We start from the raw sequence: 19,129 nt of genomic DNA, 5'->3' as shown, positions 1-19,129 counted from the left end.
CCGATTCCCCGCGCCATAGGAGAATTGGCCGTTGTGCCGGTGTGATTGGCCATGCACAAAGTCAGCCGTCAATTACCTTTGAATATGCCGTAGAGCAAATCCTCCCCAGGAAGCCCTCGGGCCGAAAATGGAGTTCCTTGTGAGTGTAAATTCTGCCTCTGCTGCCTTCGTTGACCGGCATATCGGTGCCCGCCGCCAAACCGACATCGACACCATGCTCAAAGCCGTCGGCTGCGACTCCGTCGACTCGCTGGTTGATACGGCCGTTCCGGAGTCCATCCGGCAGGCCAAGCCGCTTGCGCTTAAGGACGCCCTCAGTGAGGTTGAGGTCCTGGCGGAGCTGCGGAAGCTCGCGGGCAAGAACAAGACGGCTGTGCAGATGATCGGCCAGGGCTACTACGACACCGTCACTCCTGCGGTGATCCGCCGGAACGTCCTGGAGGCTCCGGCCTGGTACACCGCCTACACCCCGTACCAGCCCGAAATCAGCCAGGGCCGGCTCGAGGCGTTGCTGAATTTCCAGACCATGGTGCAGGACCTGGTGGGCCTGCCGATCGCGAACGCGTCCCTGCTGGATGAAGCCACCGCGGTGGCCGAGGCCGTACTGATGATGCGCCGTGCGAACAAGAACAAAGCAGCGCATGACGGCAAGACCGTGCTGGATGCCGATGTGATGCCGCAGACCATCGCGATCGTGAAGGGTCGGGCCGAGGCGCTGGGTTTCGAGGTGGAGGTCGCTGACCTGTCCCTGGGCCTGCCTGAGGGTGTCATCAACGGCATCGTCCTGCAGCAGCCTGGCGTTTCGGGCCGGGTGTTCAACCACGCGGAGGTCATCGCAGCGGCGAAGGAACGCGGCGCGCTTGTCACGGTGGCCGCTGACCTGTTGGCGCTGACGCTGATCACCCCTCCGGGGGAGCAAGGCGCTGACATTGCGGTGGGTTCGACGCAGCGTTTCGGGGTGCCGTTGTTCTTCGGCGGCCCGCACGCTGCCTACATGGCCGTGGCAAAGGGACTGGAGCGGTCGATGCCTGGCCGCCTGGTGGGTGTGTCCAAGGACGACGCCGGTGTCCCCGCCTACCGCCTGGCGCTGCAGACGCGTGAGCAGCACATCCGCCGGGAGAAGGCGACCTCGAACATCTGCACCGCCCAGGCGCTGCTGGCCATCGTCTCCTCCTTCTACGCGGTCTACCACGGCCCGGACGGCCTGAAGGCGATCGCCGAACGCGTCCACAACCACGCAGTATCGATCGCCGCCTCGCTCAACGCTGCGGGCCTGGACGTGCTGCACACAGGCTTCTTCGATACGGTGTCCGTCTCTGCGCCGGGGAAAGCTGCTGCCATAGTGTCGGCGGCGGCTGCCAAGGGGATCAACCTCCGCAGCATCGACGAAGACACGGTGGGGGTCTCCGCAGACGAGACAACAACAGCAGGGATTGTTGCCGACGTCGTGGCGGCGTTTGGCGCATCGCTGGTCGACGTGACGGCCGGCACCGGCTCCGCCTTCAATTTCGATGCCGCAGTGCTCCGCACCTCCGATTACCTGCAGCACCCGGTGTTCAACACCCACCGGTCCGAGACGCAGCTGCTGCGTTACATCCGCCGGCTGAGTGACCGGGACCTGGCCCTGGACCGGACCATGATCCCGCTGGGTTCGTGCACGATGAAGCTGAACGCGACCGCGGAGATGGAAGCCATTTCCTGGCCGGAGTTCGCCTCGATCCACCCGTTCGCCCCGGACTCCCAGACGGCGGGCTGGCGCGAACTGATCACCGGGCTTGAGAACGATCTGGCCGAGATCACCGGCTACGACCAGGTCTCGCTGCAGCCCAACGCCGGCTCCCAGGGCGAACTCGCGGGCCTGCTGGCGATCCGCGGCTACCACCACGCCAACGGTGATACCCAGCGGAACGTGTGCCTGATCCCGGCCTCGGCGCACGGCACCAATGCCGCCTCCGCCGTCCTGGCGGGCATGAAGGTCGTCGTCGTGGCCACCGCCGCTGACGGGTCCATCGACCACACTGATTTGTACGCGAAGATCGAGGCGCACAAGGATGCCCTGTCCTCGATCATGATCACCTACCCCTCCACCCACGGCGTATTCGACGCGGACGTGACCGAGATCTGCGACGCTGTCCACGCCGCGGGCGGCCAGGTCTACGTGGACGGGGCGAACCTGAACGCCCTGGTCGGGTTGGCGCAGCCGGGCAAGTTCGGCGGGGACGTTTCGCACCTGAACCTGCACAAGACCTTCTGCATCCCGCACGGCGGCGGCGGCCCGGGCGTGGGCCCGGTCGCGGCCAAAGCCCACCTGGCCCCGTTCATGCCCGGCGATGCGAACAAGGCAGCCCACCAGGACGGCCACGGAGTCGCGATCAGCGCGTCGAACTACGGCTCGGCCGGGGTCCTGCCGATCTCCTGGGCCTATGTGAAGCTGATGGGCGCCGAGGGCTTGACCGAGGCGACCAAGTCCGCGCTGCTCGCGGCGAACTATGTGGCGGCACGGCTGAACGAGTACTTCCCGGTCCTGTACACCGGCGAGGGCGGGCTGGTGGCGCACGAGTGCATCCTGGACCTCCGCGACCTCACCGCGAAGACCGGGGTCACGGCCGAGGACGTGGCCAAGCGCCTGATCGATTACGGGTTCCACGCCCCCACCTTGGCCTTCCCTGTTGCGGGGACGCTGATGGTGGAGCCGACAGAGTCCGAGGACCTGGCCGAGATCGATAGGTTCATCGAGGCGATGATCAGCATCCGCAAGGAAATCGACCAGGTCGCCAACGGCGACTTCACCGTCACCAATTCCCCGCTGCGCCACGCACCCCACACGGCAGCCGCCGTCGTGAGCTCCGACTGGACCCGGGACTACCCCCGCGAGCAAGCAGCGTTCCCGCTGGCCTCCCTCAAGCAGGACAAATACTTCCCGCCCGTGGGCCGGATCGACGGCGCCGCCGGAGACCGCAACCTCATCTGCTCCTGCCCGCCGCTCTCAGACTTCGAAAACTAGGGATCGGCACCCCAGCGCCCACTCGACGCTCTCTCACTTAATGTGCGTTTTTGACGATCGCTCTCTCACCTCATGCGAAGTTTGACCTAGACGCTCTTTCACTTGATGCAGGGACTCGGACGGCGCTCGTCGTCGCTCCTGTGGGTCCGGGCCGTCCGCGATCGGCGCATCCGCCGTCACCGAGGCTTCCCTGTGGAGTAATTCAGTCCAGCGCGACCTCGGGCGCTGTGCGTTGCCTCATGTTTGGAGGTCAGGAGTGAGAGAGCGTCTGCCGAAAACGCGCATTAAATGAGAGAGCGTCCTGCTTGGGGGAAGATGCGTTCGGCGGCACCCTGTTACCTACCAGTTGCGCGCGGAGCCCCTCAGTTGTGGAAGGCAGCCCAGATGTTGAGGCTTGCGGCGAATACCAGCCATGAGATGTAGGGCAGCAGAAGCAGTCCCGCTGTGCGGCTGATGGGACCGAAGTAGAGGACCGTGACCGTCACCGAGACGATCAGGGCCGCGATGATGGCCAAAGCGATCCAGAGTGCAGCTGTTCCCAGCAACGGATAGAGGCCGAAGAACACCGGCGTCCAGGCGAGATTGAGGAGCAGCTGGATGCCGTACGCGATCAGGGCACGCGTGGACTGTCCAGACCGGCTGCGCCACACGAGCCACGCCGCCACCGCCATGGCCGTGTACAGGAGGGTCCAGACCGGGCCGAAAACCCAGTTGGGCGGAGACCAGGGTGCCTTGTCCGCGGTGACGTACCAGCCGTCCACATTGCTCACCGTGGCAAAGGCGCCCAGCCAGGCCACCAGAGCCGAGGCGCCAAGGAAACCTGCCAGGCCAGCGGCCTGCACGCCCGGCGAGAACGCTTTCCGGCTTGCTTGTTCTGAAGCGGACTTCTCTGGGTGCACCTGCATGCCTCAACCCTTGCGAAGCGCACACCAGGAGTCAAGGCAGCCCGGCGGGGCCCAGACAGGCCTGGTTCAGACAGGGACCAGGCAGGACTGGTTCCAGGCAGCGCCCGTTCAAGGCCAGGGCCGGGAGGCGCAGGGCATCCGGCTGGAAAGCCCGGGGCGGATCAGGCTTTAGACTTGAGGCTATATGTCCGCCCGCAGCCACGCCTCCAGAACAGCGCCCAAACCCCTCAGATTGGACACGGCCCCCTTGCGAGAATTCACCGCCCGCTTTGCCACAGCCGAAGAAATTGAGAACTGGGACAAGCACGTGACGGCCAACCCCAATGGCGGCAACATGCTGCAATCGGCCGCTTACGCGTCGGTGAAAAACGGCACTGGCTGGAGCGCCCGCTTCCTGGTCCTGGAGTCCACCGGGACGGCCAGCTACAACCTGGTCCTGGAGAAGAAGTTCCCTGCCCTGGGCCGTCTCTGGTACCTGATCAAGGGACCGGACCTCAGTGCTGTGGACGATCTCACGCCGGCCCTGAAGGCCTGCGCCGCCCTTGCCCGGAGCCGGAAACTCAACGTGTTCACCATCAAGGTCGAACCCGATATCGTCACCTCCCCGGAGGTCCAGGCGCAGCTCACCGCGGCCGGCCTGGTGAAGGCCCCCAACATCCAGTCCAACGACTCCACGGCGCTGCTGGACATCTCGGCTCCGGAGAGCCATGTGCTCCGCGCCATCTCGTCCCGCGCACGCAATGCGATCCGCCGCGCCGAGCGGGAAGGCTGTGAAGTGGTGCAGCAGCCGCAAGGCCCGGAAACATACCGTGCCCTCTATGACCTGATGGCGGACACCGTCAACGCCAAGGGCTCCATGCCGTTGCGCAGCCTGGAGTATTACACGCGGTTCTGGGACGAATTCTGCAACCGCGGCCAGGGCAGCTTCTTCTTCGTCTACGAGGACGGCAAACCGAGCGTGGGCGCCTTTGTGATCAACTACGGGTCCAAAGCCACCTACAAGGACGGTGGCTCAACCCAGAACCGTAAACAGTACGGCGATTCGCACCTGGTCCAGTGGGCGGCGATCCGGCGGATGCAGGAACTGGGCTGCACCCAATACGACTTCTGCGGAACGCCTCCCGCCGGCCAGATCAAGGACAAAACCCATTCCCTTTACGGCATGGGCATGTTCAAAACGAGCTTCACCAAGACGGTCACGGATTTCGTTGGCTGCTACGACTACGTGCTGGCTCCGGTCAGGCACACCTTGTGGGTCAAGGGTGCTGAACGGATCTTCCGGCGGCTTGAAACCGCCCGCACTGGCCGTCAGTTCTACTGACAGCGCACCCAGTCCACCCAGGCCATTCCCACCACCAACGCCCGCGCCTGCCCCAACCGGCAGCACAGCGATAGATGAGGTTACTTCCGTGAATCCCACCAAAGCCGGAACCGGGCTCCAGTTCGGCGTCCTGAGCGATGCCGAGTTCGAGACCTTCTCCGTCAGCCACCCGCAAAACAGCTTCATCCAGTCCGCCGACTTCACCCGCTTCCAGCGCGCCCGCGGCCAGGACGTGGAACTGTTCGGTGTAAAGCGCGACGGCGAGCTCGTCGCCGCCGGCAAGCTGAACTACACCACCAACCGGCTTGGCTACCGCGTGTGCGAGTGCGCCAAGGGCCCCCTCATGGACTACACGGACTCCGCCCTGGTCAGTGACGTCGTCGGACTTCTCAAGGGACGCGCAGCGGACCGCAAGGCCGCGGAACTGCGGATTTCCCCCAACCTGCCGTTTATTGCCCGCGATGAGGATGGCGCCGAACACCCGGAAATCGCTGATAACAGGCCGCTGGTGGTGGAGTTGGGCAGGCTCGGCCTGGCACACCAGGGCTCGGACATGAACTTCGCCAACGTCAATTGGATGTTCATCAAGAAACTGGACGGCATCCAGGACGCCGAAGAGCTCATCATGGGCACCAGCTACCGGACCCGGAAAGCGATCCGGAAGGCTGAGAAGAACGGCGTGTTCCTGGAACAGGCCACACTCGAGACCCTCGATGAGTTCTACGGCGCGCTGAGCACCGCCGGGGATGAGAAGGGCTTCATCTACCGGGAGCGCGAATACTACGAACAGCTCCTGCGGACCACCTCGGCCGAGTTCACCAAACTCATGATGGCCAAGATCGACATCCCCGCCTACCGGAAGTCCATCACCGAACGGCTGGAAGCAGAGTCCGCCTCCGCAGCCGAACTGCGCCGGGAGGTCGAAGAGACCGGCAGCAAGAAGAAGGCCAACCGCCTCAAGGTGGTCCAGGACCTCGTGGACAGTTACGAGCGCAGCCTTAAGGACATCGAGCGGTTCCCGGATTCGGTGGGCGTGGCCACCGTAGCTGCCATCCATTTCGTGTGCTTCGGCGACGAAGTCACGTGTGTGATCGGCGGCACCAAGCAGGACTACATCTACTTCAACGGCGCCACCTCGCTGTACTGGGGGATGATGCTCCACGCGCTGGAAAAGGGCTACTCGCGCTACAACTTCTACGGCACCTTCGGGATCCAGGGCCAGGACGAAGAAGGCCATGGCGGCTACGAATTCAAGAAGGGCTTCGGCGGGGACGTGGTCCAACTGGTGGGCGACTTTGTGATGCCGGTACGGCCGGTCTTTTACCAGGCCAACCGCCTGGCCCGGGAAGCCATCGCCGCGGCCCGGATCCTGCTGGGCAAACTGCCCATCAAACGCACGGCGTAACGCGCGAAACACCAGACGTAACCCACGAAACACCAGCCAGACCCTCAGGGAGGAGGACCAGTATGACCAACCGACGCAACGATCCGCGGGGCAGGCCCGCCACCGACGGCCTGCCGAAAACCGAGCGGCTGACGCCCTCCCAGATCGGCCAGGACGCGGCCGCCAAGCGGATGCTGCGCCGCCTGGTCCAGGGGGAGCACCCGCCGACGGCGCCGATGAGCATTGTGGACAGGCTCGCCGGGAGCCCCTACGCCAACCCGATGATCCAGGTGGGAGGCGTGGACACCTCCGCGCGGAAGACCCTCGATTTTGCCCTGCATCTGGCCGAGACCATGTTCCGTTACGGGGCGGGTGCCCTTGAAGTGGAAACCAGCATCATCGCTGTCACCGCGGCGCTGGGCTTGAAGAACATCGAAGTGGACATCACCAACCAGTCGGTGGCCATTAACTATGCGCCCAAGGACCAGCCGCCCATCGCCCTGCTCCGTGTGGTGCGGTCCTGGACCAACAACTATGCCGGCCTGGCCAAGGTGCACAGGCTCGTGACGGACATCGTGGCCGGGGGAGTAGGCCGGGATGAGGCCATCCGCCGGCTGGACGAGGCAATATCCAGCCCCAAACCGTTCCCGCGCTGGATGGTCACGGTGGCTTTCGGTGTTTTCGCGGCTGCCTTTGTTGGGGTGCTCGGCGGCGGTCCCGTGTCCTCCGCCATTGCCTTCGTGGCCAACATCGGAGTGAGCCTCCTGGCCCGCCAGCTGGGCCGGTGGCGGGTTCCTGACTTCTTTACGACGGCGGCGTGTGCGTTCGCTGTCACGCTCAGCGCGCTGCTGCTGTGGCGTTTTGACCTGACCACATCGCCGGCCATTGTGGTGGTGGGCGGCATCCTGCTGCTCCTGCCTACCGGGCGGCTTGTCTCGTCAGTCCAGGATGCCATCAACGGCTTCCCGGTGACCGCGGCCGGCAGGTTCCTGTCCACGCTGCTCACCTTCGGAGCGATCGTGGCCGGAATCGCTGTGGCCTTCGTGGTGGGGGCCATGTCCGGAATGCAGCCCATCAGCGTCACCCAGACGTTCCCGCCGGCCTATGACCTCTGGGTCCTGGTGATCCTGACCGCCATCGCAGTGATAGCCATCGGCATCACCGAGCAGACGTCCTGGGAGCTGCTGCTTCCCACCGCTGCCGTTGGGGTGGCCGGCTACTTCGTGTTGTTGGGCGCCGCGCAGCTCGGCGTGGGCGACCGGTTCTCCCCGGCGCTCGCCGCCGTCGTCATTGGGCTGCTCGCCAGGGTGGTGGCCCTGAAAATGGGCGCACCGCAGCTGGTGGTGGCAGTCCCCGCCGCCCTCATTCTGCTGCCCGGGCTGACCATCTTCCGCTCCATGTACGTGCTGACCATCGAGGAGTCCGAGATCCTGCTGGGCGCCGGGGGGATGCTCAACGCCGGCGCGATTGTCCTGGGCACAGCGGGCGGGATCGTGCTCGGCGATACCCTCGCCAGGCCGCTGACCCGCAGCCTGGCCAGCAACGAGCGGCGCCGCGCCCGCCGCCGCTGACCGTTCGGGCCGGCCGTCAGTGTCCGCAATCAGAGTTCGCTGTCAGATTTTTCCGACCGGGAGCTTCTTCTCGGCCTGGAAATCGTCCTCTACGCGGCCCTTGGCCCAGTAGCCGGACAGCGACACCTGGCTCCGTTCCAGGCCGCGCTGGACAAACAGCACGTCCCGCAGGGCCTTCATGTAGCCGCGCTCGCCGTGCGCAAAAACATCCACCCGTCCGTCCAGCCATTGCGCCTCCGCGACCGCCGAAACCAGGAGGCCGCTGTCGCCGGCCGGTACGCCGTTGCGGAAGAGCCAGCTGACCTGGATGCCCGGCGGAGCTGCGATCGGCTGGATATCGGCCTCACTGTCCACCTCCAGGAATGCAAGCCCGCGCGCCTCAGCTGGCAGTGTCTCGATTGAGGCGGCGATGGCCGGCAACGCGGCCTCGTCGCCCGCGAAAAGGTACCAGTCGGCGTCGGGCGACGGGTTATAGGCGCCGCCCGGACCGGTGAAGGTGAACCCGTCCCCGGGCTGGGCGGCAGCCGCCCACGGCCCGGCAAGCCCCTCGTCGCCGTGGATCACAAAGTCAATTGCAAGCTCGTTGGCCTCGACGTTCACCCAGCGGACTGTGTACGTGCGGGTGAAGGGCCATTGCGCCCGGGGCATGGTTTCGCGGATGGTCCACAGGTTCAGCGGCTGGGCGTAGGCAACCCCCGGCTGCGGGAAAACGATTTTGATGTAGCGGTCCACGAAGCTGTTGTTGACGAAATCGGCGAAGCCGTCGCCGCCGGCGATGATCCGGACCATATGCGGGGAGAGCTGTTCGCGCCGGATCACTGTGAGGTCGATCTGCGGGCGGGATTTCCTGGAGGCGCTCGTGGCTGCGGGGACTGTGCTCATAAGGCAACCCTAAGCTAAGGCGCCGGGGGGAGCTCCCAAGTTACGCCCGGGCATCCCTGTTCCCGCAGGAGTTCGTTGATCCGGCTGAACGGCCGCGAGCCGAAAAAACCGCGTGACGCTGACAGGGGGCTGGGGTGGGCGCTGGAGACCACCGCGGCACCTGACAGGAGCGGCCTGACGCCCTCCGCATCCTTCCCCCACAGCACCGCGACGAGCGGGAGCCGACCGCCGTCGGGATCTTGCCGGGTGGCAACCGCGGTGACTGCCGCCGTCGTGATGGCCTCCCAGCCCTTGCCCCGGTGGGATCCGGCGCTGCCCGCGCGGACGCTCATGACCCGGTTCAGCAGCAGTACCCCCTGGTCAGCCCAGGCCGACAGATCGCCATGGATGCGGGCGGGGATGCCGAGATCAGCCTCCAGCTCGCGGTAGATGTTCGCCAGGCTCCGCGGAATGGGGCGGGTCCGCGCATCAACAGCGAAGGACAGCCCGACGGCGTGGCCCGGCGTCGGGTAGGGATCCTGTCCGACCACCAGGACCTTCACGCCGGCCAGCGGCTGCCGGAACGCACGCAAAACGTTCGACGGCGACGGGAGCACCCGGTGCCCGGCGGCAACTTCGGCTGCCAGGAAGGCGAGAACGCTGCGCAGCTGAGGCTCAACGCCGGCCAGGGCAGCCGCCCAGTCCTCGGCCATCAGCTCCCGCAGCGGCAGCCCGGCCATCTCCGCGAAGTCCAGGGCGTCCGCCGGGTCCGTCTCCAGTTCGAACAAAGCGTCAGAATCAAACACGCTCCCATTCTCGCAGGCACCGGTTCTCGCAGGCACTGGGGCGCTGCCGCTGCGGCGCAAATGACATTGGTGTTATTCGCGCCGTAACATGGGGTGGAATTTCCAACTTATCCAGCGAAGGAGTGTGCAGTGGCGGAACCAGCTCGGGAGCACGTGCCGGAGCCGGCGGAGCAGAACCCGCTGCTGGCAGATTTTACGCCGCGCGATTCTCCGTTGAGCGGGCGTGACCAGCAGATGCTTGCCCTGGAACGCCAGTGGTGGAAGTACGCCGGCGCCAAGGAACAGGCCATCAGGGAGCTGTTCGATCTGTCCGCGACGCACTACTACCAGCTGTTGAACGCCCTGATCGACACCGAGGCCGCCCTGGCCCACGACCCCATGCTGGTCAAGAGATTGCGTAGACTACGTACGTCGCGTCAGCGGGCACGCACAGCACGCCGCCTGGGTTCCGACGCCTGACCACGTCTGTGCTGAGCCATCAGCAGCAATCAACAAGGATGTCTCACCACCATGACCAAATACGCTCGGGATGAATTCGACAAGGTCCCGGAGACCGCTTCGCGCCAGGGTGTCCACCGCACGGCCTCGGCGCCCGCCCGGCGCAAGCTGTGGCCCGTCCTCGCAGTCGGTGTAGTGGCGTTGGCCATCGGCCTGGTTGCCTTTCTGATCCTCCCCAAACTCGGCTTCTCCCAGGCCGGGAGCCAGGCGTCCACCAGCGTCGAAACCACAGCAGCCCCGGAGTCAAGCGCAGCACCGCTGGCCACCACCGGATCAGCCCCCAGCGCGCAGCCCTCGGCAACCTCGGAGGCCGCAAACGCCCAGGCCGAGCCGAGCGCTGCACCCAGCGCCACGCCGTCGGCCGCCCTCCTGGACAAAACCCAGGGCGTAGCGATCTACAACGCCGCCGGAACGGCAGGGCTCGCCGGACGGATCAGCTCACTGGTCCAAGCCGACGGCTGGACCCTCGGGCAGGTGGGCAACTGGGGTGGAGCGCCCCAGCAGACCTCCGCCATCTACTACTCAGGTGCCGCGCAGAAGGCCAACGCGGAAGCAGTCTCCACCTTGCTCAGCATCCCCACAGTTGTCCAAAGCCCCGACTTCCAGGTGCCGCTGGTAGTAGTCCTCGGACCCGACTACCGGTAGACCTCGCTAGAGTGATTTCAGGCCACCGGCGGCACGACGAATAGAGCGGACAGCATCATGGCATTGGGAACGGTTAAGTGGTTTAACGCCGAAAAGGGCTATGGCTTTATCACCGTGGACGGCTCCGGCGACGACGTTTTTGTGCACTGGTCCGCCATCGAGGGCGAGGGATACCGGGCGCTCGATGAGGGGCAGCGGGTGGAGCTCGAAATCGGCGAGGGCGAGAAAGGCCCCCAGGCGGAAAGCGTCCGGCCCGCAGAGTGAAGCCGGCCAAATTGCCGCCAGTCCTCGGTGTTGCCGCGTTTCGTGCAGCGGCGTTTCGTGCCGTCGCCGGAAGCGCTGCTGTGCTGACGCTCGCCGGCTGCTCCGGCGCGGCGGGTAACGCCCGGCTGGAGTCCGCTGACGCCTCAGGCGATGGCACGCTGCGTATCGGGCTCATCCTTGACAGTGCGGGCGAGCAGGAGTTCCTCAACGATTCCCAACTCGCCGCGGCGACCCTAGCCGTTAAGGAAATCAACGCAGTGGGCGGTCACAAAGGCCGCCCGGTGGAACTCCTCCCCAGACCGTCAGGCACTGACCCGGCGGCCCAGGCGGAGGAACTGGTGGGCGCCAAGGCTGACGTGGTGATCGGACCCACTGATTCCAGCCACGCTGCAGCCGCCATCGACGCACTGGCCCGGGCGCGGGTAACGCTGATTTCGCCGGCAAACACAGCTGCGGGCCTCTCCGGCTACAAGAGCGGCGGCTACTACTTCCGGACGGCGGCTGCGGACGTTGCCCAGGCTTCCGTGCTGGTGAAGCTCGCCAAGGACGGCGGCGCCAAGAGCCTGGCCGTGGTCCATCAGGACAGCGCCTACGGCAAGGACGTCGCGGCAGCCGTGGCCGGCGCGGCCAAGGACGCCGGCCTGGACACAGTGGCCACCGCAGGATTCAAACCCGGCGACGCCCGGAAGGCGGCAGCGGACGCCCAGGCAGCCAAACCCGACTCCGTGGTGCTGATCGCCAGGGACGACGCCCAGGGCGCCATCGCCGAGCTCAACAACGCAGGGCTTTCCGGGAAAAAAATCGTCCTCAGCGACGGCGCCTTCGCCCAGTATGGGTCCGGCCTGGGTTCAAAAGCCCTCGATGGTGCCCGCGCAGTGGTGCCCGGTGTCCTCCCCTCGGCCGATTTCCAGGCGCGGCTGATCGCAGTCAATCCGGCGCTGAAGGACCTGTCCTTCGCAGCAGAGACCTACGACGCCGTGAACCTGGCGGTCCTGGCGGCAGCCGCCGCCCAGGACGATGCCGGCCGCTCCATCGCGGCCAATCTGATCGCCGTATCCGGGGGAGTTGCAGGCGGCCAGAGCGCCGCCCCGTCCGGCAAACCGTGCCTTTCCTTCACAGACTGCCAGGGCGTTCTGAAGACCGGTGCAGGCATCAATTACGACGGCGAATCGGGGCCGGTTGCCTTCGACGCCAACGGCGACATCACCACCGCCAACTTCATGGTGTTCACCTACGGCGCCGACAACAAGGCCTCACTCAGCGGCCGTGAGGCCGCCGGCCGGGCCGCTGGCTGATCGCCCGTGGCGAAACCGCCCGCCTGCAGAGTGAATAACCCGACTGTTCGCTTGCACTCTCACCTATGGAGTGCTAATTATTGACTTAGCACTCTTACGTACCGACTGCTAAAGCATCGTCCGTTTTATCCCGGAAACGACGCTTTGCGAAGGTCCGTGGAGCGAAAGAAATACCAAGCTGGAGTGAGATCCCCAGCCGCGGCATACAGAGGCCGCCGGTCAAGGATCGTCCGTCGCGGGCACTGCAGTGAGGTTCATTCTTAACGACTGTCCCGAAAGGACTACTGCCGTTATGGCCAAGATCATTGCATTTGATGAAGAGGCACGCCGCGGTCTTGAGCGGGGCCTGAACATCCTCGCCGACGCCGTCAAGGTCACCCTCGGCCCGCGTGGACGCAACGTCGTCCTCGAAAAGAAGTGGGGCGCCCCCACGATCACCAACGATGGTGTTTCCATCGCCAAGGAGATCGAGCTGGACGACCCTTACGAAAAGATCGGCGCCGAGCTGGTCAAGGAAGTTGCCAAGAAGACGGACGACGTCGCCGGCGACGGCACCACCACGGCCACCGTGCTGGCACAGGCCCTCGTTAAGGAAGGCCTGCGCAACGTTGCGGCCGGCGCTGACCCGCTGTCCCTCAAGCGCGGCATCGAGAAGGCTGTAGAAGCCGTCACGGTTGAACTGCTGGCCTCCGCCAAGGAAATCGAAACCAAGGAAGAGATCGCGGCTACGGCTTCCATCTCCGCCGGTGACGACGAAATCGGTGCGCTGATTGCCGAAGCCCTGGACAAGGTGGGCAAGGAAGGCGTCATCACCGTCGAGGAGTCCAACACCTTCGGCCTGGAGCTTGAGCTCACCGAGGGCATGCGCTTCGACAAGGGTTACATCTCCGCTTACTTCGTCACCGACGCTGAGCGCCAGGAAACGGTCCTTGAGGATCCGTACATCCTGATCGTCAACTCCAAGATCTCCAACGTCAAGGAACTGGTTGCTGTCCTGGAAAAGGTCATGCAGTCCTCCAAGCCGCTGCTGATCATTGCCGAGGACATCGAGGGCGAGGCCCTGGCCACCCTGATCGTCAACAAGATCCGTGGCACCTTCAAGTCCGTTGCCGTCAAGGCTCCGGGCTTCGGAGACCGCCGCAAGGCTCAGCTGGCCGACATCGCTGTACTCACCGGTGGCCAGGTCATCGCTGAGGAAGTCGGACTCAAGCTGGAGACCGCCGGACTCGAACTCCTGGGCCGCGCCCGCAAGGTTGTTGTCACCAAGGACGAGACCACCATCGTTGAAGGTGCCGGCGACGCCGACCAGATCGCTGGCCGCGTGTCCCAGATCCGTGCCGAGATCGAAAACTCCGATTCGGACTACGACCGCGAGAAGCTGCAGGAGCGCCTGGCCAAGCTGGCCGGCGGCGTTGCAGTCATCAAGGCCGGTGCCGCAACCGAGGTTGAGCTCAAGGAACGCAAGCACCGCATTGAGGACGCTGTCCGCAACGCAAAGGCTGCTGTTGAAGAGGGCATCGTCGCCGGTGGCGGCGTTGCACTGATCCAGGCCGGCGCCAAGGCGTTCGCCAACCTGAACCTCACGGGTGACGAAGCAACCGGCGCGAACATCGTCCGCGTTGCCATCGACGCTCCGCTGAAGCAGATCGCCTTCAACGCCGGCCTCGAGCCCGGCGTTGTGGTGGACAAGGTCCGCGGCCTGCCTGCAGGCCACGGCCTGAACGCAGCAACCGGCGAGTACGTCGACCTGCTGGCTGCCGGCATCAACGATCCCGTCAAGGTAACCCGCTCTGCCCTGCAGAACGCGGCGTCCATTGCCGGTCTCTTCCTCACCACCGAGGCCGTAGTGGCCGACAAGCCGGAGAAGAACGCTCCGGCCATGGGTGGCGGCGACGAGATGGGCGGCATGGGCGGCTTCTAGCCCCCATTTGCCGGAATCTTTTCCGCACAGAAAACGCGGCCCCCTCACTGAGGGGGCCGCGTTTTTGTGTCCTGGAAGATCGTGTGTTCGCGAAGCCGGTCTGCCCTACTTGCGGGCAGTGGCGAGCATCCCCTCGACTTCCTTCTTGAAGGCCTCCGCTGCAGCCTGGGGTGTGAGGCGGTCATAGAGCACCTCGTCGGTGAAGCGCTTGATCACGTTCTGGACGCTTCCTGCCCCTACCGGCGGAACCGGCGGCGCGTCGGCGATGTCCGGGGCGATGTCCTTGAGGAACGCCACCACGGTGGTGTCCGCCGGCTTGAGGTCAGGGGTGATCTTCTCAACGATTTCCGGGTTGCTGGGCACCCCACGGTCCGTCATCAGGATGGTGCCAGCCGCCGGGCTGTTGGCCAGGTAGTTGATGAACGTGGCGGCGGCCTCAGGGTGCTTGGACCGGGAGGAAGCGGACCAGAACATGGTGGGCTTATAGTACATTCCGTTGTCCGAGGATTTACCGTCAACGCTGGGAGCGCGGAGCATCTTGATGCCGCTGCCGGTGGTGGTCTCCAGCGAACCAAGCTGGTTGGTCCACCACCACGCCATGCCGACGCGGTTGGTACCGAACAGGCTTTCCTCCAGGCCGGCTCCCGAATCCTCGGTAGCGACGGTGGCCGGCGGGCTGGCCTTGGAATCGCGCTGTTCCTTCAGGCGCTCCCAGAACGAGGCAGCTGTTGCGGTCTCGAAGCCCAGGGTGCCGTCCTGTGAGTACAGGTTCTCGCCATGCTGCCGCAGCCAGATGATGAGATCGGCCTCGTTGCTGCCGTAGGCGGCACCGTAATTCTTGCCATCTCCGGCTGCGCTGAGCTTGCTGGCCGTTGCCATGAAGTCGTCCCAGGTCCAGGTGGTGTCGTCCGGCACCGGGACATTGGCCGCTTCAAAAACCTTGGTGTTTGCCATGATGACGTAGGCGTTCTTCCCGGTGCTCAGACCGTACTGTGCGCCGTCGTACTGGCCCGAAGCGAGGGATTCCTTGTCCAGCTTGGTGGTGTCGATCCCGCTCTGCTTGGAAAGATCCAGCAACGCTCCGCGTCCGCCATACTCGGCAATGTATTTCTGGTCCATCTGGATGACGTCGGGGGCGTCGTTGGCTGCGGTTTTGGTCGCAAGCTTGTCCCAGTAACTGGCCCATTCGCCGGGCTCGGACTCGATTTTGATGTTCGGGTGCTCGGCCTCGAAAGCGGAGATGACCTTCTCGGTCTGCGCGTTGAGGTACTCGTTTCCCCACCAGGCGAACCGCAAAGTGACTTCTTCATTGCTGTCGGATCCGGTGGACGCTCCGCACCCCGTGGCGAGCAGCGATACAGCTACTGCGACTGCGCTGAGCTGGAACCGTCGCCGGCTGAATTTCCGCTGATCTGTCTTAATCGTCATTGATCTGCCTTTCCTCGTCCTTGTGGAGCCACGCTCCAGCTGTTCCGCTGAGGCGTCATCGCCCTGGAAGCCTGCTGACGAGAAAGCGGTTTCTCATCACTGGTTCGATTCTGCAGGACGTATCTATTCCGCGTCAAGAGTTTCGGTAAGCGGTTTCCTGCGGCCACCCTGTACTGAGCCCTGCTTCCTCCGACGCGGTGTTAGGGCGGGCCGTCTGGCAGGATGGTTCAGTGACGATTACTGCGGCGGCCGATGGTTCGGCTTTAGGAAATCCGGGACCTGCTGGCTGGGCCTGGTACGTGAATGATGACTGCTGGCGGGCAGGCGGCTGGCCGCACGGCACCAACAACCAGGGCGAACTGATGGCCGTCCTGGATCTCTTCCGTGCCACCGCCCACGTTCCGGGTGAGGACCTGCGTGTCCTGTGCGACAGCCAGTACGTGATCAACTCCATCACCAAATGGATGCCCGGGTGGAAGCGCAAGGGGTGGCGGAAAGCTGACGGCAAACCCGTCCTTAACGTTGAGCTCCTGAAAGAACTGGACCGGGAGCTTGCCGGCCGGAAATACACCTTTGAGTGGGTCAAGGGCCACGCCGGCCATCACCTCAACGAAGCAGCGGATGAGCGGGCACGTGCTGCTGCCACCGCGTACCAGCAAGGGGTGGCGGCCCGTTCAGGTCCAGGCTTTGCAGGTGCCCCGGCCGCAGCAACACAGGCCACGGCAACCCCGGCCACAGCCCCGGCAGCCCACGTTCCGGCGGCCAAAGTTGCGGCGCCCAATGTTGCGGCGGCCGCGAATGGCCGGTCAGGTTCTTTCCGTCCCGAGAGCTACGACGAACCGGACCTCTTCAGCGAGCTTGAAAGCGATTCCTTTGGCGCGCCGGAAGCCAACGGCGCAGGGCCCCGCCCCGAGGAGATCGTTGAGGCGCTCGAGCGCGAGCTGTCAGGCCCGGACGTCAGCGGCGACATCGGCCGAACCGGAGTCCTCCTCCACCCCGACTTCATGGAGATCGGGGCCGCCGGCAGGGTATGGACCCGCGATGCCATGATGATGGCTTTGGAGGAAGACCCCGGACACCAGGCGGAGCTGGAAATCCTGGGCGCAGACCGGATCGGCACCAGCGCGGTCCTGCTGACGTACCGAAGCTACTCGCGCTCGGGCACGACTCTCCGCAGTTCACTATGGGTCCTCGACGGCAACAGGTGGCGGCTCCGCTTCCATCAGGAGACGCCGGAGGCCTAACGCCGTGGCGTGGACCTCAATCCGTTTGCACCACTGCCCTCAGCTGAAGCGCTGGGTGTTGCCCTGCTCGGCCTGGGCATAGCTGGAGGCCGCCGAAGCAAGGGCCATGTTGATGGACGCCAGCGAGGCTTCCACCTTGCCCTGGGTCAGGGTCCACTCGGTGACGAGGGCCTGGAAGTTGTTGGCCGCGGAGCCGCGCCAGGTGGCCTGGAGCTCGTCCAGCCCGCGCTTCATGGTGTGCACATCGGCGCTGATCCGGTCCACAGTTGCCCTGACGTTGGCTGACTTGAGCTCGAGCAGTTCGGTATCGACGGAAATGATGCTCATGGCAGGTGCCTCTCGAAGTAGTGGACAGCATCCGCTGCCCGGCCCGGCTGCTCCGGACCACTTCAACGAGCCTACGGAGGGGCGCCACAGGCCTGCCACGCCCCGGCCGCTATATGTGGATAACCCTGCCGTCGCTGGTCCCGCCGGTGCCGCCGTCGCGTCGATCGTCCGGGCCGCCATCGCTGGCGCCGCGGTCGCTTCCATAGCCATGGGCGTCATCCGCCGTGGCCTCGTCCCGGCTGGGCAGGCTGACCACCAGGGTGGCGCCGCCGCCATCGGTCTGTTCCACGCGGACGGACCCGCCGTGCGAGCCGACGATTGCCGCCACGATCGCGAGACCCAAGCCGCTGCCACCGGTTTCCCGGGTCCGTGACGTGTCCGCCCGGTAAAAGCGTTCGAAGACCTTTACAGCGTCCGCATCTGAAATGCCGGGGCCGTGGTCCCGGACCTCCACGACGGACAGCGGCCGCCCGCCGTCGGACGTCCGGACGCCCACCGCAAGCTCGATCGGGCTCCCATCCGGCGTGTAGCGCAGGGCATTCCCCACCAGGTTTCCCACTACCTGGCGCAGTTTGGCTTCGTCGCCCAGCACGGGCGCCGGGGCCGCGGGGCCGCCGTCGAGCCCTATCAGGGCAATGGGACGCGTGCGGTCGCTGGCCTGGGTGTCCACCAGGGCGTCATGGGCAATCAGCTGCAGGTCAACCGGCTTCTGCTGGAGCGGGCGCTGTTCGTCCAAACGCGCGAGCAGCAGCAGGTCCTCCACCATGGACCCCATCCGTTTGGCTTCGCTCTCGATCCGGCCCATTGCCGTGGCAACGTCCTCGTCGGTGGTCAGCGCGCCGTGGCGGTACAGCTCGGAGAATCCCCTGATGGTCACCAGCGGGGTCCGGAGTTCGTGTGAGGCGTCTGCGGCGAACCGGCGCATCCTGCCCTCGGACGCGGTCCGGGCGGCAAAGGCTGTCTCGATGTGTGCCAGCATGGCATTGAGCGAGCTGCCGAGCCGGCCCAGCTCCGTGCCGGGATTATCAACGTCCACCCGCCGGGAGAGGTCACCGGCAGCGATGGCAGCGGCGGTCTTCTCCACTCTTGCGAGCGGCTGGAAAGCCCGGGACACCGTCCAGCTGGCGATCAGCGAGGCCAGCAGAAGTGTGATGAGGCCAACCCCGCAGACCACCAGGATGGCGTGCTGGAGGACATCGTCCACACTTTGCAGCGGCAATCCGATCACCACGACGGCGGGACCGTTGTTGCTCAGTACCCTCACGGCCACCACCCGCCAGTTCTGGCCGTCCGTGCCCCTGACCTGGTACGGGCGCTCGTCACGTTCCTGCGCTTCTTCGACGGAGATGGTGCTGATGTCCGGGTGGTACTCCGGATCGCCGCCGAACGGCTGGGGATCCTCACCGGGCGTGAAAAGTATCAGGGAGTAGTCAGTGAGGACCATCGGGTTCGGTGCCGTCAGCGGCGTAAAGGAGCGCTGGTTTTCCGCGACTTCGACGGCGGCGTGGAGTTTGTCGTCCACCTGCCCTTGAAGGTAGCTGTGCAGCAGGGTCAGTGTGCCCGCGCCGGTTACCGTCAGCGCAACAATCAGCAGGGCCATGATCATGGCCACCAGCTGGGACCTCAGGGAGGCCGATTTCCACCGCTGCAGCAAG

General features: G+C 65.2%; 16 protein-coding genes. 10 read left to right on the top strand and 6 right to left on the bottom strand.

Annotation, left to right across the window (positions count from 1 at the left end):
* Window positions 1-139 precede the first annotated feature (139 nt).
* Window positions 140-3,004, top strand: coding sequence for an aminomethyl-transferring glycine dehydrogenase (gene gcvP / locus ACP7AX_RS02425; protein WP_426225263.1), 2,865 nt, complete (start codon window positions 140-142; stop codon window positions 3,002-3,004).
* A 362-nt stretch (window positions 3,005-3,366) separates the two neighbouring features.
* Here gcvP and ACP7AX_RS02420 read toward each other — a convergent pair whose 3' ends face one another.
* Window positions 3,367-3,909, bottom strand: coding sequence for a TspO/MBR family protein (locus ACP7AX_RS02420; protein WP_426225262.1), 543 nt, complete (start codon window positions 3,907-3,909; stop codon window positions 3,367-3,369).
* A gap of 247 nt (window positions 3,910-4,156) precedes the next feature.
* Between ACP7AX_RS02420 and ACP7AX_RS02415 the strand changes: the two genes are divergently transcribed.
* From ACP7AX_RS02415 to ACP7AX_RS02405, 3 genes are all read left to right on the top strand, one after another.
* Window positions 4,157-5,230: a lipid II:glycine glycyltransferase FemX gene (locus tag ACP7AX_RS02415; protein WP_426225261.1), complete on the top strand. Its 1,074-nt coding sequence runs from the start codon at window positions 4,157-4,159 to the stop codon at window positions 5,228-5,230.
* Window positions 5,231-5,318: 88 nt separating this feature from the next.
* Complete coding sequence (locus ACP7AX_RS02410; RefSeq protein ID WP_426225260.1) at window positions 5,319-6,635, top strand: peptidoglycan bridge formation glycyltransferase FemA/FemB family protein; 1,317 nt, start codon at window positions 5,319-5,321, stop codon at window positions 6,633-6,635.
* Window positions 6,636-6,697: 62 nt separating this feature from the next.
* The gene (locus ACP7AX_RS02405) at window positions 6,698-8,185 is read left to right on the top strand and encodes a threonine/serine exporter family protein (RefSeq protein WP_131682397.1); all 1,488 of its coding nucleotides are present in this window, start codon (window positions 6,698-6,700) and stop codon (window positions 8,183-8,185) included.
* Window positions 8,186-8,227: 42 nt separating this feature from the next.
* Here ACP7AX_RS02405 and ACP7AX_RS02400 read toward each other — a convergent pair whose 3' ends face one another.
* Window positions 8,228-9,067: a siderophore-interacting protein gene (locus ACP7AX_RS02400; RefSeq protein WP_426225259.1), complete on the bottom strand. Its 840-nt coding sequence runs from the start codon at window positions 9,065-9,067 to the stop codon at window positions 8,228-8,230.
* Window positions 9,068-9,081: 14 nt separating this feature from the next.
* A complete protein-coding gene (locus ACP7AX_RS02395) occupies window positions 9,082-9,852 on the bottom strand; it encodes a uracil-DNA glycosylase (RefSeq protein ID WP_426225258.1) in 771 nt (256 codons plus the stop codon).
* A gap of 129 nt (window positions 9,853-9,981) precedes the next feature.
* Here ACP7AX_RS02395 and ACP7AX_RS02390 point away from each other — a divergent pair, with 129 nt between their 5' ends.
* From ACP7AX_RS02390 to groL, 5 genes are all read left to right on the top strand, one after another.
* Window positions 9,982-10,311, top strand: coding sequence for a DUF3263 domain-containing protein (locus tag ACP7AX_RS02390; RefSeq protein ID WP_131682394.1), 330 nt, complete (start codon window positions 9,982-9,984; stop codon window positions 10,309-10,311).
* Window positions 10,312-10,362: 51 nt separating this feature from the next.
* Complete coding sequence (locus ACP7AX_RS02385) at window positions 10,363-10,995, top strand: LytR C-terminal domain-containing protein (protein WP_131682393.1); 633 nt, start codon at window positions 10,363-10,365, stop codon at window positions 10,993-10,995.
* A gap of 57 nt (window positions 10,996-11,052) precedes the next feature.
* Window positions 11,053-11,259: a cold-shock protein gene (locus ACP7AX_RS02380; RefSeq protein ID WP_108600346.1), complete on the top strand. Its 207-nt coding sequence runs from the start codon at window positions 11,053-11,055 to the stop codon at window positions 11,257-11,259.
* An 11-nt stretch (window positions 11,260-11,270) separates the two neighbouring features.
* Window positions 11,271-12,554, top strand: a complete 1,284-nt coding sequence (locus ACP7AX_RS02375; RefSeq protein WP_426225257.1) for an ABC transporter substrate-binding protein — start codon at window positions 11,271-11,273, stop codon at window positions 12,552-12,554.
* Window positions 12,555-12,846: 292 nt separating this feature from the next.
* A complete protein-coding gene (groL, locus tag ACP7AX_RS02370) occupies window positions 12,847-14,475 on the top strand; it encodes a chaperonin GroEL (protein ID WP_108600340.1) in 1,629 nt (542 codons plus the stop codon).
* A gap of 105 nt (window positions 14,476-14,580) precedes the next feature.
* Here groL and ACP7AX_RS02365 read toward each other — a convergent pair whose 3' ends face one another.
* Entirely contained in the window at window positions 14,581-15,903 is a 1,323-nt protein-coding gene (locus ACP7AX_RS02365) for an ABC transporter substrate-binding protein (protein ID WP_426225256.1), read from the bottom strand.
* 230 nt (window positions 15,904-16,133) lie between these two features.
* Here ACP7AX_RS02365 and ACP7AX_RS02360 point away from each other — a divergent pair, with 230 nt between their 5' ends.
* The gene (locus ACP7AX_RS02360) at window positions 16,134-17,147 is read left to right on the top strand and encodes an RNase H family protein (RefSeq protein WP_426225255.1); all 1,014 of its coding nucleotides are present in this window, start codon (window positions 16,134-16,136) and stop codon (window positions 17,145-17,147) included.
* 39 nt (window positions 17,148-17,186) lie between these two features.
* Here ACP7AX_RS02360 and ACP7AX_RS02355 read toward each other — a convergent pair whose 3' ends face one another.
* Together ACP7AX_RS02355 and ACP7AX_RS02350 are read right to left on the bottom strand one after the other, a co-directional pair.
* On the bottom strand, window positions 17,187-17,474 hold the full coding sequence (locus ACP7AX_RS02355; protein ID WP_131682389.1) for a WXG100 family type VII secretion target: 288 nt from the start codon (window positions 17,472-17,474) through the stop codon (window positions 17,187-17,189).
* A gap of 109 nt (window positions 17,475-17,583) precedes the next feature.
* Window positions 17,584-19,128, bottom strand: a complete 1,545-nt coding sequence (locus tag ACP7AX_RS02350) for a sensor histidine kinase (RefSeq protein ID WP_426225254.1) — start codon at window positions 19,126-19,128, stop codon at window positions 17,584-17,586.
* Window position 19,129 lies beyond the last annotated feature (1 nt).

The sequence above is a fragment of the Pseudarthrobacter sp. DSP2-3-2b1 genome (assembly GCF_049895945.1).
Lineage (GTDB): Bacteria > Actinomycetota > Actinomycetes > Actinomycetales > Micrococcaceae > Arthrobacter.
This window is presented reverse-complemented; position numbering and strand designations above follow the sequence as displayed.

Bases quoted from the DNA above. Each gene is read 5' to 3' on its own strand.
- ACP7AX_RS02420 (WP_426225262.1), bottom strand. From the start codon at position 3,909: ATGCAGGTGCACCCAGAGAAGTCCGCTTCAGAACAAGCAAGCCGGAAA.
- ACP7AX_RS02405 (WP_131682397.1), top strand. From the start codon at position 6,698: ATGACCAACCGACGCAACGATCCGCGGGGCAGGCCCGCCACCGACGGC.
- ACP7AX_RS02400 (WP_426225259.1), bottom strand. From the start codon at position 9,067: ATGAGCACAGTCCCCGCAGCCACGAGCGCCTCCAGGAAATCCCGCCCG.
- ACP7AX_RS02385 (WP_131682393.1), top strand. From the start codon at position 10,363: ATGACCAAATACGCTCGGGATGAATTCGACAAGGTCCCGGAGACCGCT.
- ACP7AX_RS02380 (WP_108600346.1), top strand. From the start codon at position 11,053: ATGGCATTGGGAACGGTTAAGTGGTTTAACGCCGAAAAGGGCTATGGC.
- groL (WP_108600340.1), top strand. From the start codon at position 12,847: ATGGCCAAGATCATTGCATTTGATGAAGAGGCACGCCGCGGTCTTGAG.
- ACP7AX_RS02365 (WP_426225256.1), bottom strand. From the start codon at position 15,903: ATGACGATTAAGACAGATCAGCGGAAATTCAGCCGGCGACGGTTCCAG.
- ACP7AX_RS02355 (WP_131682389.1), bottom strand. From the start codon at position 17,474: ATGAGCATCATTTCCGTCGATACCGAACTGCTCGAGCTCAAGTCAGCC.